The following is a 13776-nucleotide window of genomic DNA, read 5'->3' as shown; positions in this document are numbered from 1 at the left end:
AAATTAAAAAAATGGACAAAATAATACAAATTTCTTCCGGTAAAGGACCTTTGGAATGCCAGTTTGTGGCAGCAAAAGTGCTGAAGGTTTTCCTGGAAGAAGCCAAAGAAAATGCGATCGAATATGAAATTATTCATCGGGAAAAAGGAGATGAAAATCTCACTTTGAAATCTGCAACCATACTTTTAAAAGGAAAAAAAATAGAGAATTTCCTCAAAAATTGGTTGGGAAGTATTTGCTGGATCGGGAAAAGTACCTTTCGAAAAAACCATCAAAGAAGCAATTGGTTTATTGGAATTTTTGAACTCGAAAATCTGGAAAAAACGGAATTTAATCCAAAAGATATTCAATTTCAAACCGCGAGAAGTCAGGGAAGTGGCGGACAAAACGTGAACAAAGTAAGTACCGCAGTTCGCGCAACCCATTTACCAACGAAATTTTCGGTATTTGTACAAGACACCCGATCTCAATTGGAAAATAAGAAAATTTCCATCAAAAGATTGGAAGAAAAAGTACAGGAAATGGATCTTCAAAAAATGGAAAAACAAATGCAGGAAACCTGGAAAAACCAAACCGAAGTTCAACGCGGAAATCCGACAAGAACTTTTAAAGGAACAGATTTCAAGAAAAATGAACCAGACTTAACCTTTAAAAAGAAAAGAAACAGTCTGAAAAATGACCTCAAAAATTACAAAAATGAACTTAACTAAAAACAAATATTACTTCGAGGCATTGGATTTTTATCCCTACAATTTGCCGGATTGTTTGGAAGCGTTGAACTACGCTCTTTCCTACGATTCGGAAGATGCAGATGCATTGTGTTTGATGGGAAGAATCCACTCCGAAGTGTTGAAAAATTACGAAAAGGCAAAAGAATTTTTTGAAGAAGCGATGATGTTCGATGTTTCGAATGTGAACACGCCACAATATTATATCGCATGTCTGATCGAAAATGAAGATTTTGCAGAAGCAGAAAAATTGATCACCTATGCTTTAAAAATCAAAGGAATGGAGAAATCAACTTTGGACTTTTATCGAGCAATGATCTCCGAAAGACGGGGAAGTTTGAAAAATGCTTTACACTTTTTAAAGGAAGCTGAAAAATTCTGTTTTACCCAATGCAGCTTGGATTTGGTGCAAGAACGAAGAAAATTTATAAAGGCGAAAATGCCAATGAAAACAAGCAAAAACAAGAAGGAAACCAAATAAGGTTTCCTTTTTTTAGATAGAAAGCGACTGGATTAAAAACTCGACTTCTTTTTTCTTTTCAGCATATTTCTGTTGCAATTCAGAGTTTTCGCCCATCCTTTTGTAATATTCCAATGCTTTTTCACCGAAGAATTTTTTATGAAAATCTGAAACTTCGGGAACGAGCGGAAATTCTCTATGAAAAAGCATTTCTGAGTATGCCTGAAATTCTCTTTCGTTTTTGTCTTCTACTAAGGTTTCCGGGGCTTTTTGGCGAACATGAAACATTTCGTGAGCGACCATGTTTGCTACCAAATTCAGATCAAAATCGAAAAGATTTCGGGGAATCATGACCATTTGTTTTTCACCGAGTTGACCATCGGTTGTGAGCAACATTTTGTTGGGTTCTAATTCTGCGCGAAAACCAAATCCCGCGAAGTTTTCATTTTCCAGTCCGAATGATTCGATAAGAAAATGAGCAGCTTCAAAGATTTGATTGTTTTCCTGGAAAATGCTCAGTTGATTTTGTATGTTTGATAGATTCATATTCGAAGTTTTATTATCCAAATAAATGTAAGAAAATAATTGCTACCTATTGTGTTTTGGCTAAAGCTAATTTCTTGGTTTACACAAAAAAACAGGCTTAAAGCCCGCTTTTATATCTGGTTTTGTTGAAAAAACCCCAATTTTATTTACATTCCCAATTGCGACCCGGCTTAAGCGGAAATCCTTTTTTGTGGAGCAAGGCGGAACAAAAAAGATTGGGAGCGGAAGACGGAAATTTGTCGCCCTAAAAAATCTCTTCAAAGGAAATATCTACTTCTAATTTTTCTGCAATAAGTTTCGAAATTTTCACTTTTAGTGGTTCGATATCAATGTTTTCCATGGCGTCATTTGCAAAGGCGAAAAGCAACATTCCCATCGCTTTTTGTTTGGAAATTCCACGTGCACGAAGGTAAAACAGCGCATCTTCATTCAATTGTCCAACTGTACAACCGTGAGAACATTTCACATCATCTGCAAAAATTTCGAGCTGTGGTTTGGTGTCAATCGACGCACCTTCATCGAGCAAAATATTGTTATTTTGTTGATAAGCATTGGTTTTTTGAGCAATTTTATCCACGAAAACTTTACCGTTGAAAACTCCGTGGGATTTTCCTTTGTAAATTCCTTTGTAGTTTTGGTAACTCTCGCAATGTGGCGTTTTGTGATGAACTGCGGTGTGATGATCGACCAACTGTTCATCATTGATAATGGTGATTCCGTTCATAAAAGAGTTGATATTCTCGCCGTTATGAATGAAATCTAAATTATTTCTCACCAATTTTCCACCAAAAGAAAAGGTGTTCACGGTGGTTAAACTATCGCGTTCCTGTTTCGCAAAAGTGTGATCAATTAGGTAAGAACTGTTGCTGTCGTTCTGGATTTTATGCCAATCTGCTTTTGCATTTTGATGCGTAAAGATCTCGGTTACCGAATTGGTAAGGACAAAAGTTTCATCAAAATTATGGTGACTTTCAATGACTTCAATTTTGGAACCTTCTTCTGCGATGAGCAAATTTCGGGTGTTATAAATGGTATTTTCGTCCTGATTTTGAGAGATATAGAAAACGTGAATCGGTTTTTCGATGACCACATTTTTTGGAACTTTCAAGAAAAATCCCATTTTGCAATACGCCGTATTCAAATTGGTGAAGGCTAAATTTTCATCCACAATTTTATTGAAATACTGATCGAAAACATCTTTGTGTTTTGGGTCATTTAGGGCAAAATTGAACGATAACAATTCTACATTTTCAATAGAAATTTTTGATAATTCTTTATGAAGTTGTCCATTCACAAAAACAATCCAGTCGAAATGTTCTTCGCCTAAATGCAGTTCTGCGATTTGTTCTTTTGAAATATGATGTGCTTCTTTCGGGAAGAAATTATAATTCTTCTCTGTGATTTCTCTTAAGTTCGTGTATTTATATTCTTCGTCTTTTTTAGTTGGAAAGCCTTTTTCTTCAAATTTTTGAAGGGAACATTTTCTTTGTTCATCGAGGAAACGATGGCTCAAATTTTCTAAAAAAGTTGCGTGGTTGGTTTGTATATTTTCTAATAAAGCCATTATTTATATTTGATATTTGAAATTTGATATCCGAAATTTTTATGCTCAGACATCATTCATTTTCTTTATTCCTATTAAATTTATTGCCTTTGTGTTCTGAGTTTTTCAGATAATTGATAAATCCTGACAGCATTTTCGAAATATTGATTGCATCATCTTTAAGAGTTAAAAAAGTACTTTCATCAAGATAATTTCGATCAAATGCTCTAATTAATTGAGAGCGAACTTCACCTACTGAACCTTTCGACATGGTAAGAAAATTTACAAATTCTTTGTTACCCTCTCTTTCCAAACCTTCAGCAATATTATCCATCACAGAAGCAGAAGATCGATCGATTTGATTTTGATCATGTTTTTGAAATTTATTATTTTTAAGACAATACTTGTCGATATTTTGACAAAGAATTCTTGATTTTTGCCAAATCTCTAAATCTTCGAAGTTTTTTATCGTTGACATAATATCAAATTTCAAACATCAAATTTCAAATTAATTAAGCAGCCAATCGTATCCTTTATCTTCTAATTCTAAAGCGAGTGATTTATCACCGGTTTTGATGATTTTTCCGTCTGCTAAAACATGAACAAAATCTGGCTGAATATAGTCTAAAAGTCTTTGGTAATGCGTGATCAACAAAACTGCATTTCCTTCATTTCGGAAAGAATTCACACCGTCTGCAACAATTCTCAATGCATCGATATCTAATCCAGAATCGGTTTCATCTAGAATTGCCAATTTAGGATCGAGCATCATCATCTGGAAAATTTCGTTTCGTTTTTTCTCCCCTCCAGAAAATCCTTGGTTCAACGAACGGTTAAGGAAATCTCTTTTGATGCTGAGTTTTTCGGAGTTTTCTTTCACCAAAGCCAACATTTCTTTTGCCGGCATATTTTCTAAACCTTTTGCTTTTCGGTTTTCGTTGATGGCTGCTTTGATGAAGTTGGTTACGGTAACTCCAGGAATTTCTACCGGATATTGAAACGAAAGGAAAATTCCTTGGTGCGCTCTTTCTTCCGGCGCATCTTCGATGATGTCTTTTCCTTCGAAAAGAATTTCTCCGGCCGTAACTTCGTATTCTTCTTTACCCGCAACGATTGAAGCGAGTGTTGATTTTCCGGCTCCGTTTGGTCCCATGATCGCATGAACTTCGCCTGGATTTATTTGAAGGTTAATCCCTTTTAAAATTTCTGTGCCATCTTCGATTTTGGCGTGTAGGTTATTGATTTGTAACATAATAGTATGCTTCGGTTACAGGTTTCAAGTTCTGAAACTTTATATTTTATTGTTTTAAATTAATGATTTTCAAGCCCTTAATCAATGTAAAATGTTGATCATTTGTGACTAAGGATTTATTGTTTTCAATAGCTATTGCAGCAATCCAAATATCATTTTCTGGAATTGGTTTACCTTCTTGCTTTAGCTGTGATTTAATAGAAGCATAAATTTTAGCCGTTTCGTTTGTTGAATTAATAATAGAAACTTCTTTAATAAAACTCTTGATCTGTTCAAAATGCTTCTCTTTTTTTGAAGAATTTTCAGCACCATAAAACAATTCTCCAATTACTATTACCGGAATTTCGAAATCGAAGTTATTCAAAAATGAAATGGTCTTTTCATCTCCTCGAAACCAATCAATGATAATGTTTGTATCTAACAAATTACCACTCATTGTCTATATTTTCTGTTCCTTTTTTAATAATATTTTCAAATTCTTTTGATTCTTCTTTAGACCAAATTCCAGAAAAAGACTCTATTGTTTTTGTTGATTTTTTATTTTTCTTAGATAACAAAAAATCAATAAAATCATTTACCTCTTCCTTTAAAGAATTAGGCAGAATTTTTATTTTATTAATTAAAATTGTATTTTCCATTTCTAAAATTTTTCTAAAATTACAAAAAAACTAACCAACACTTCCTTCCAAAGATATTTCTAATAATTTCTGTGCTTCGATGGCGAATTCCATCGGTAATTTATTTAAAACTTCTTTTCCGAAACCATTTACGATCAAGGCAATTGCTTTTTCGGTGCTGATTCCTCTTTGGTTGCAATAGAAAATCTGATCTTCTCCGATTTTTGAAGTAGTGGCTTCATGTTCCAATTGTGCAGTTGGATCTTTGATTTCTATGTAGGGAAAAGTGTGTGCACCACATTCATTACCCATCAATAAAGAATCACATTGTGAAAAGTTTCGCGCTCCTTTTGCAGAAGGCATTACTTTTACCAAACCACGGTAAGAATTATTGGATTTTCCGGCGGAGATCCCTTTAGAAATAATGGTTGATTTTGTATTTTTCCCGATGTGAATCATTTTCGTTCCCGTATCCGCATATTGATGATGATTGGTTACGGCGATGGAATAAAATTCTCCCACCGAATTGTCTCCTTTCAAAATACAGCTTGGATATTTCCAGGTTACGGACGAACCGGTCTCAACCTGAGTCCAGGAAATTTTTGCATTTTTCTCACAAATTCCGCGTTTTGTTACGAAATTGAAAACTCCACCCTTTCCTTCAGCGTCTCCAGGATACCAATTCTGAACGGTTGAATATTTAATTTCTGCATCATCCATGGCGAAAAGTTCTACCACAGCTGCGTGCAATTGATTTTCATCTCTTGCAGGAGCAGTACAACCTTCGAGGTAAGAAACATAACTTCCTTCATCTGCGATGAGTAAAGTTCTTTCAAATTGCCCACTTCCAGATTGGTTGATTCTAAAGTAGGTTGAAAGTTCCATCGGACATTTTATGCCTTTTGGAATATAACAGAAACTCCCGTCTGAAAAAACCGCTGAATTTAAAGCGGCATAATAATTATCGCCTCTGGGAACGACTTTCCCGATATATTTGCGAACCAATTCCGGATAATCCCGAATCGCTTCGGAAATTGCGCAGAAAATAATTCCTTTTTCTTTTAATGTTTTTTGGAAGGTGGTTTTTACTGAAACTGAGTCAATTACGATATCCATTGCAACGCCGGATAATCTTTTTTGCTCCTCGATATTGATGCCGAGTTTTGCAAAAGTTTTCAGTAATTCCGGATCCACTTCATCTAAACTGGCGAGTTCCGGTTTTACTTTTGGTGCTGCATAATACCGAATTGCCTGAAAATCTGGCTTTTCATATTTCACATTTGCCCACTCCGGTTCTTCCATTTTTTGCCAAATACGGAACGATTCCAAGCGCCATTCGGTCATCCATTCTGGTTCTTCTTTTTTCGCAGAAATCATTTTCACAACTTCTTCATTCAAGCCAATTGGGAAATCGTCGTACTCAATATCCGTTGTAAAACCGTATTCGTACTTTTTATTTTCCAGATCGACTCTTAGATCGTCTTCAGTATATTTTGTAACAGTTGCCATAAATTTTAAATTTTACACATTACTCTTTTCGATTAAAGAGAAAAACTTTCTCCACAACCGCAAGTTCTGTTTGCATTCGGATTATTAAAAACGAAACCTTTCCCGTTCAAACCTCCAGAGAATTCTAAAATTGTTCCTGCTAAATAGAGGATGGATTTTTTATCGATAACGATTTTAATTCCATTGTCCTCAAAAACCTGATCGGAATCTGTTTTTTCATTATCAAATTTCAGAACATATTCTAAACCAGAACATCCGCCGCTTTTAACGCCGACTCTTATAAAATCTTCAAAAGGTTTGAAACCGTCTTCAGTCATTAACTGAATGGCTTTTTCTTTTGCGTGATCGCTTACTTTTATCATTGTTTTTATTTAGAATGAATTTAGATTGCAAAATTACTAATAATATCATGAAAATCAAATTTGTAGCTGTATATTTATCTATCTGCTTTATAGACGAAGAATTTAACTTTTTTCCCCATTAAGAATCAATACCTTAAATCAACTTTTATGAAAAAAATCAGTATTTTATTGTTGGGTCTAGCTTCTCAACTGTTTTTTGCTCAAGCGACCCGTTTCTTGTATCAGGTTTCGATGAAAATAGATTCTACCAATCGAAATGACGTAAAAACTGAGAATGCCTATTTGGATATCAATCCCGAAAAATCAATTTTTTACGGTGCAAATAGAGTAAAACGAGATTCTATCTTGGGAAGAGCGCGCCAAACCGGAAGTTTTAATTTTGATCGAACCCAAATGCAAAATCTGCGTTCAAATATTGATTTCACAATTGAAAAAAATAGCAAAACTGGTGTTAAAACCGTTCAGACACGAATTGCGAGAGAGCAATATTCCTACGATGAAGATCGTCCAATGGATTGGAAAATCCTCCCAGAAACTGCAAAAATCGGAGAATACAAAACCCAAAAAGCAGAAACAAATTTTGCAGGAAGAACTTGGTACGCTTGGTTTACAACAGAAATTCCGTTTCAAGATGGACCTTACAAGTTTTCGGGTCTTCCAGGTTTGATTATAAAAGTAGAAGATTCTAAAGGCGATTACTCATTTGATCTAAAGGAAACTAAAAAGATAGCAGAAGTGCAGACTTTTAACCTCACCGGTAATTTGATAAAACTTAAAAGAAAAGATTTTGAGAAGCAAAATGCGTTGTTCAAAAAAGATCCAGTCTCATTTATGCAAGCTTCGATGAGTTCTGGGCGAGGAAACGGACCCATGCGTAACACCGATCCCAATCAACGAAAACAAATGGAAGAACGCCTGAAAGACGAAGCAAAGAAAAACAACAACCCCATAGAACTTCAATAAATAACAGAATAATCCCGGTTGCGAATCGCTGACCGGGATTTTTTATCAGCTATTATCGTCGGTTTTCAGCCATTTCGAACTCGACAAATATTGATGGTCTGGATAATAAATAAAAAGACAATTTTTTCCTTTAATGGTATTGATAATCGGCTCTGCCAATTCTCTTGGAACTGCGGGACAACCCCAACTTCGCCCAATTCGATGTTGAGTTCTAGCAAAGTTTTCATTTACATAATCCGCACCATGCATTACGATTGCTCGCTTCAAGGCTGCATCATTGTACCCAGAATCCATTCCTAATAATTTCAGCGAATACCCATTATTTCCTTGATAAGTACCTTCTGTAATATAAAAACCGAGGCTGGTTTGATAAGAACTTTCTGTATTCGAAAATTTTTGAGCAAATTCTTCTCCTGTATTTTTTCCGTGCGCAACCAATGAATTAAAAAGAACTTGCTTTTGAGCGACATCAATGACCCAAAGTCTCTTTTCTACTGAAGATAAAGAGAAATCACAAACCGTCAATAAGTGTGATTTTAAAGGCAATTCACCCGCTTTTTTTAACTTTTCAAAACCTAAATAGGCTTTATAAAATACTTCAAAATTGAGTTTATTGAAATTTTCAAAACCAATGGATTTGTAAAGTTCTTCCGCAAGAATTGCCGAGGATTTCTTTTCTATTTTTGATTTTAATTTTGTGGGTTCAACTTTTACATATTTTTCAGTGTTATTGGTTTTCAGTTCAGGTTTGTAAAAAGACGTGGAAACTAAAAAAACAGATATTAATGTTAAAAAGAATTTATTCATTCGATATTATGTTAAATGATTTTGGTGCGGCAAAAATACAATTAATTCGTTATCAACTGATTGAATCCCCATTTTTTAACTTTATTTAGGAATAATTAACATCCTTTTTATTAAAAAAATTTTAGTAATTTTGCAAAAGAATGTCGAGAACTTTTAAAATATTTTTTATTGTTTTGGGATTAGGAATTTTTATCCTTCCCAAACAGATGATTTATGCTCAAAGTTCTACGGAATGTTGCGAACAAAATTCTCCTAAAAATGAATGTTGTAAAAAAGAAAAAACTTCTTCTTGCCATTCTACCTCATCAAAAAACAAGTCTGAAAAAAATAATTGTGGAGATGACTGCAACAAGTGTCATTCTTGTTCTGTTCATTTTGTAATGAATTATCTTACCCCAGAATTTAATTCGGTTTTAAAACCGCATTTTTCAGATAAAAAAACAAATTCGGATTACTCCAATCCCTACTTTTCTTTTTCATTTCAAAACATTTGGCAACCGCCAAAAATAAGTTAATACCTTAAATAACAGCCAAAAGAATGTTCTTTTGGCAATACTTACTGTCATTAAACTTATGTAAAAAAATGAAAATTTTATTTAAAAGTCTTGTACTTTCTATTCTATTAACGAGCTCTTTTCTATTTGCACAAAGCATTTCAAAAGCAACTTTCTTGGTTAAAGGTGATTGTTCGATGTGTAAAGAAAGAATAGAAACCACCGCTAAAAAATCTGGTGCTAAAACAGCAAGCTGGAATGCTGATTCTCAAAAACTGGAAATGGAATTTGATTCCACAAAAGTTTCCGCAGATCAAATTTTAAAAAACATTGCAGAAGCTGGTCACGACAACGAAAAATACAAAGCAGATAATTCTGTTTACGAAAAATTACCGCCTTGTTGTCATTACGAAAGAGAACCTTCATTCCTGAAAAAAACAATTTCAGAACAACCCATTATAAAAGAAAATCAATTTTTTGTTCGTGGTAACTGCAGTTCTTGTAAAGCCAGAATAGAAAAAGCCGCCGAAATTGCTGGTGCAGATTCTTCAGTTTGGGATGCTGAAACGCAAATTGTAACATTAAATTTTAATCCAGCAAAAACCTCTGCCGATGTAATTCTGAAAAAAATTGCAGAAGTTGGTCACGACAATGAAAAATATCTTGCGCAAGAGGATGTTTACAAAAATCTACCCAGTTGTTGTCTTTACGACCGAACTTTACCTTTTGGGGTGAAAAGTGATTTGGTTCATTCAGACGAAAATCCCACGCCAAAAAACGATATTTCTTCCAACCAAGATCAACATGAAAAATCAATTGAGGAAGTTCGCGTCACCAAATTATTAGATCCAACTGCTTTGAATAAAAAAGAAGTTGGTTTAACCTTTAATATCAACAGCAAAGAATTATTAAAAGCGGCGTGTTGCAATTTATCTGAAAGTTTTGAAACCAACGCAACCGTCGATGTTTCCTTTACCAATGCAGTAACAGGAACGAAACAATTGAAAATGCTCGGGTTGGATCAAAAATACACCGCATTAACCAAAGAACTTTTGCCTTCCATTCGTGGTTTGGCGTCACCTTTTGGTTTAAATTTAATTCCAGGAAGATGGATTGGCGGAATTCAGTTAACAAAAGGTGGAAGTACCGTTGTGAATGGCTACGAAAGCATTACCGGACAAATCAATACAGAACTCTTAAAAACTGGTGAAAAACCAGAAACAGCGCTCAATGTTTTTGCAGATGTCAACGGAAGATTTGAAACCAACATGACTTCTACCTCAAATTTAAACGACCATTGGACTCAATCGGTTTTATTGCACGGAAATGCGACTTTAGGAAAAACAGATTCCAATAATGATGGCTTTCTGGATCAACCAACAGGAAATCAAATAAACGCAGCTTATTTATTGAATTATAACGACTTAGAACACTCTGGATTAGGTTCACATTTCGGAATTAGTTTTGTAAAAGATGAGCGATTTGGTGGACAAACCGATTTTGATAAAAAAATAGATCAGACTCAACAAAGCGCGTATGGAGTTGGAATTAATCTTTCCCGCTTTGAAATTTGGAATAAAATCGGCTATATTTTCAAAGATAAACCTTACCAAAGCATTGGTTGGATGAATCAGTTTACCACTTATCAACAAGATAGCTTTTTTGGGCCGAGAAATTACTTCGGGAATCAAAATACCTTTTATTCCAATTTAATATTTGAAAGTATTATTGGAAATACGAATAACAAATTCAAAACCGGCGCCAGTTTTTTATACGACAAATATGATGAGGATTATCTGACTGAAAATTACAAACGAACAGAAACCGTTCCTGGATTATTTTTCGAATACACTTTAACAGGCGTGAAATACACTTTGGTTGCAGGAGCCAGAACAGATTTTCACAATTTGGCAGGAACACAATTCACACCAAGAGTTAATTTTAAATATGATCTTTCACCCAAAACGATTCTTCGGCTTTCTGCAGGAAGAGGTTTTCGAACAGCCAATGTTTTTGCCGAAAGTCAGCAATATTTCGGATCTAACAGACAAATTGAAATTTTAGGAAACGGCGGTAAAATTTATGGTTTAAAACCAGAAATCGCCTGGAATTATGGCGCAAGTTTGCAACAGGAATTCAAATTATTTAATCGAAAAGCAAGTTTGGTCGCAGACTTTTTCAGAACTGATTTTCAGGATCAGGTTTTGGCAGATTTAGATATTTCTCCTCAAAAATTGATTTTCTATAACCTAAATGGAAAATCTTTCGCCAACAGTTTTCAAACCCAATTGGATGTAATTCCTCTGAAAAATTTAGAATTGCGATTGGCTTACAAATATTATGATGTTGAAGCCGACTTCATGGGTGGACAAAGACAAATTCCATTTATGGCAAAAAACAGAGGATTTTTCAATGCGTCTTATTCTACCGAAAAAACAGCGAAAGATGCTTTCTGGAGTTTTGATTCTACCCTTCAACTCATTGGTCAACAAAAACTTCCGAATCTAAATTCTAATCCTACAGAATACCAGTTACCGGAATATTCGAAAAGTTACGTAACGCTTAATGCCCAGATTGCAAGAAACTTTAATAAAAACATTCGCGCTTATGTCGGTGGTGAAAATCTCACAGGATCCATGCAAAATAATCCGATTATTGATGCGCAAAATCCTTTCGGGAATTATTTCGATGCGGGAATGGTTTACGCTCCGATCATGGGTGCAAATATATATGTAGGTCTTGATTTTAAGTTTTAATAAAATTCCTTACTTTTGAAAAAATAGAAAATATGAAATCGCCATGATTGGTTTGGAAACACAAATACCCATGAAGATAAGCGATTGCATATGACAAATAAAAAACAATAAAAATCTACATATGAAAAGTTTACCTTTAATAATAATTTCGGCAGCGCTTCTAATGTCTTGCGAAAAAAAGCAAACGAATACGGTGGAAAACCAAAAAACTGCAGGTTCTGATTCTGTTCAAGTTGAAGTGAGCAATGATAAAATACCAACTGCGGAAACAGTTGAAGTTATTCCTTCAAATGCTGTCGCAGCCAAACCGAATGAACCTCAAACAGTAAAATCTCCAGCAAAACCAGCGTTAAATCCTGCTCATGGACAACCATTTCACCGTTGCGATATTGCTGTAGGAGCGCCGATTGACAGTGCGCCTCAAAAAGCTCCTGCGCCACAAATTACTGCTCCGCAAACACAAGCCAATAATCCCAATTTTAATACGAATCCGATTTCACCGTCAATGCCAAATCCTGCTCCAACAGCCGTTTCAGTGCCACAAGCAACAGGACCGAAACCCGCGCTAAATCCCGCTCACGGTGAACCTCATCATCGATGTGACTTGCAGGTAGGAGCTCCATTATCGTAAATAATATTCAATTTTGACCTAAAAAAATGCAGCTTAAATGGCTGCATTTTTTTGTTATCGCATCTGGTCCACCTCGCAAAATCAGGAAACTCATTGATGAGATCGGAACCGTAAATAAAAATATACTTAAAGATTTATTTGATTTTCTGCACAGAAAAATAGGAACTTTTAATTTCCAAAATTCTTTAAACTTGGTCCTTTTTTAAGAAATTTTATTGCTCAATATCTCGCGCTTCAAATCCGATCAGTTCTTCCCTATCAAAAATCACCTGCAATTCTATAGGATTGCAGCAAACTTCGCAGTCTTCGATGTAGGTTTGATTAGAAATAGACGGATCCAAAAGAGCGGAAATTTCTTCCCAACAATAGGGACAAGTATAAAAATGTTCTAACATGCTCAAAGAATTAATGGTTGAACTTATTTGCTTCATAAAAATTACCCAATGAAAATTGACAGTGAGCAATTTTTATTTTAAAAGAATTGTTATTTTTCAGCTGTTTTAGCATCCGGTTGGAAATCCAAACTTACAGAATTCATACAAAAACGGGTTCCAGTTGGAGGTGGTCCGTCATTGAAAACGTGTCCTAAATGCGAATCACATCTTTTACATAGAACTTCTGTACGTTCCATTCCGTAGGTGGAATCTCTTTTGTAAGAAACGCCTTCTTTATCGGCTTCGAAAAAACTTGGCCAACCGCAAGTTGAAGAAAATTTAGAATCTGAACGGAACAAATGATTTCCGCAAACAACGCAGTAATATTCTCCCAATTCATCAAACTGATTGTATTTACCGGTTCCAGGTCTTTCTGTATCAGCTTCGCGCGCCACTGCATAAACTTCGGGATCCAGTATTTTTTTCCATTCCGAATTCGGAACATTGAGTTTTGTACGGTCAGTTCGGGAGTAATAGGGATTTTCTTTTTTTGAACTTGAATTTTCCATTGAGCTTGAATTTTTAATAGCGTTAGATTTGACGGGTTGTTTTACTTGGGAACACATCTGCATAGAGAGGCAGAAAAGTACTAAAATAAATGGTTTCATACATTTTAATTTAAATGGTATCTCAGAAATTGTATTACAGAAAAATTGGAGTTCAATTTTCACCTT

At 34.9% G+C, this 13776-nt stretch carries 16 protein-coding genes; 5 read left to right on the top strand and 11 right to left on the bottom strand.

Translation table 11 applies throughout. From position 1 onward, the window contains the following. The first annotated feature begins 11 nt into the window (after positions 1 to 11). A complete protein-coding gene (gene prfH / locus BW932_RS05195; RefSeq protein WP_076386544.1) occupies positions 12 to 710 on the top strand; it encodes a peptide chain release factor H in 699 nt (232 codons plus the stop codon). Then, a complete protein-coding gene (locus tag BW932_RS05190; protein ID WP_076386546.1) occupies positions 697 to 1209 on the top strand; it encodes a tetratricopeptide repeat protein in 513 nt (170 codons plus the stop codon). The genes prfH and BW932_RS05190 overlap by 14 nt, the downstream gene beginning before the upstream one ends. Positions 1210 to 1221: 12 nt before the next feature. Here BW932_RS05190 and BW932_RS05185 read toward each other — a convergent pair whose 3' ends face one another. The 8 genes from BW932_RS05185 to BW932_RS05150 form a co-directional block, all read right to left on the bottom strand. After that, positions 1222 to 1734, bottom strand: a complete 513-nt coding sequence (locus tag BW932_RS05185; RefSeq protein WP_076386081.1) for a hypothetical protein — start codon at positions 1732 to 1734, stop codon at positions 1222 to 1224. A 244-nt stretch (positions 1735 to 1978) separates the two neighbouring features. Further along, the gene (sufD, locus tag BW932_RS05180) at positions 1979 to 3298 is read right to left on the bottom strand and encodes a Fe-S cluster assembly protein SufD (RefSeq protein WP_076386079.1); all 1320 of its coding nucleotides are present in this window, start codon (positions 3296 to 3298) and stop codon (positions 1979 to 1981) included. Positions 3299 to 3350: 52 nt separating this feature from the next. Continuing rightward, positions 3351 to 3755 carry a four helix bundle protein gene (locus tag BW932_RS05175; protein ID WP_076386077.1) on the bottom strand — a complete coding sequence of 135 codons (405 nt, stop codon included), beginning with the start codon at positions 3753 to 3755 and terminating at the stop codon, positions 3351 to 3353. Between the two features lie 30 nt (positions 3756 to 3785). Continuing rightward, positions 3786 to 4529: a Fe-S cluster assembly ATPase SufC gene (gene sufC, locus BW932_RS05170; protein ID WP_076386075.1), complete on the bottom strand. Its 744-nt coding sequence runs from the start codon at positions 4527 to 4529 to the stop codon at positions 3786 to 3788. A 46-nt stretch (positions 4530 to 4575) separates the two neighbouring features. After that, positions 4576 to 4965 (bottom strand): type II toxin-antitoxin system VapC family toxin, encoded by a 390-nt coding sequence (locus BW932_RS05165; protein WP_076386073.1) that lies wholly within the window; start codon positions 4963 to 4965, stop codon positions 4576 to 4578. Further along, on the bottom strand, positions 4955 to 5167 hold the full coding sequence (locus tag BW932_RS05160; RefSeq protein WP_076386071.1) for a DUF2281 domain-containing protein: 213 nt from the start codon (positions 5165 to 5167) through the stop codon (positions 4955 to 4957). The genes BW932_RS05165 and BW932_RS05160 overlap by 11 nt, the downstream gene beginning before the upstream one ends. A gap of 30 nt (positions 5168 to 5197) precedes the next feature. Further along, the gene (gene sufB, locus BW932_RS05155) at positions 5198 to 6655 is read right to left on the bottom strand and encodes a Fe-S cluster assembly protein SufB (protein ID WP_076386069.1); all 1458 of its coding nucleotides are present in this window, start codon (positions 6653 to 6655) and stop codon (positions 5198 to 5200) included. Between the two features lie 32 nt (positions 6656 to 6687). Beyond that, a complete protein-coding gene (locus tag BW932_RS05150; RefSeq protein ID WP_076386067.1) occupies positions 6688 to 7017 on the bottom strand; it encodes a HesB/IscA family protein in 330 nt (109 codons plus the stop codon). Positions 7018 to 7164: 147 nt separating this feature from the next. Here BW932_RS05150 and BW932_RS05145 point away from each other — a divergent pair, with 147 nt between their 5' ends. Further along, complete coding sequence (locus BW932_RS05145; RefSeq protein WP_076386065.1) at positions 7165 to 7980, top strand: GLPGLI family protein; 816 nt, start codon at positions 7165 to 7167, stop codon at positions 7978 to 7980. A gap of 45 nt (positions 7981 to 8025) precedes the next feature. Here the strand turns inward: BW932_RS05145 and BW932_RS05140 are convergent, their stop codons facing one another. Then, positions 8026 to 8787 (bottom strand): murein L,D-transpeptidase catalytic domain family protein, encoded by a 762-nt coding sequence (locus tag BW932_RS05140; protein ID WP_076386063.1) that lies wholly within the window; start codon positions 8785 to 8787, stop codon positions 8026 to 8028. A gap of 583 nt (positions 8788 to 9370) precedes the next feature. Here BW932_RS05140 and BW932_RS05130 point away from each other — a divergent pair. Beyond that, positions 9371 to 12037: a TonB-dependent receptor domain-containing protein gene (locus BW932_RS05130; protein WP_084566449.1), complete on the top strand. Its 2667-nt coding sequence runs from the start codon at positions 9371 to 9373 to the stop codon at positions 12035 to 12037. Between the two features lie 121 nt (positions 12038 to 12158). Then, the gene (locus BW932_RS05125) at positions 12159 to 12668 is read left to right on the top strand and encodes a hypothetical protein (protein WP_143745506.1); all 510 of its coding nucleotides are present in this window, start codon (positions 12159 to 12161) and stop codon (positions 12666 to 12668) included. 212 nt (positions 12669 to 12880) lie between these two features. Here BW932_RS05125 and BW932_RS05115 read toward each other — a convergent pair whose 3' ends face one another. Beyond that, positions 12881 to 13063: a CPXCG motif-containing cysteine-rich protein gene (locus BW932_RS05115; protein WP_076386540.1), complete on the bottom strand. Its 183-nt coding sequence runs from the start codon at positions 13061 to 13063 to the stop codon at positions 12881 to 12883. 89 nt (positions 13064 to 13152) lie between these two features. Continuing rightward, positions 13153 to 13668 carry a peptide-methionine (R)-S-oxide reductase MsrB gene (msrB, locus tag BW932_RS05110; RefSeq protein WP_076386538.1) on the bottom strand — a complete coding sequence of 172 codons (516 nt, stop codon included), beginning with the start codon at positions 13666 to 13668 and terminating at the stop codon, positions 13153 to 13155. Between the last annotated feature and the right edge of the window lie 108 nt (positions 13669 to 13776).

This window comes from Kaistella chaponensis (assembly GCF_900156725.1).
Taxonomy (GTDB): Bacteria; Bacteroidota; Bacteroidia; order Flavobacteriales; family Weeksellaceae; genus Kaistella; species Kaistella chaponensis.
The sequence above is the reverse complement of the archived record's forward strand: the minus strand, read 5'-3'. Positions and strand labels throughout refer to the sequence as shown.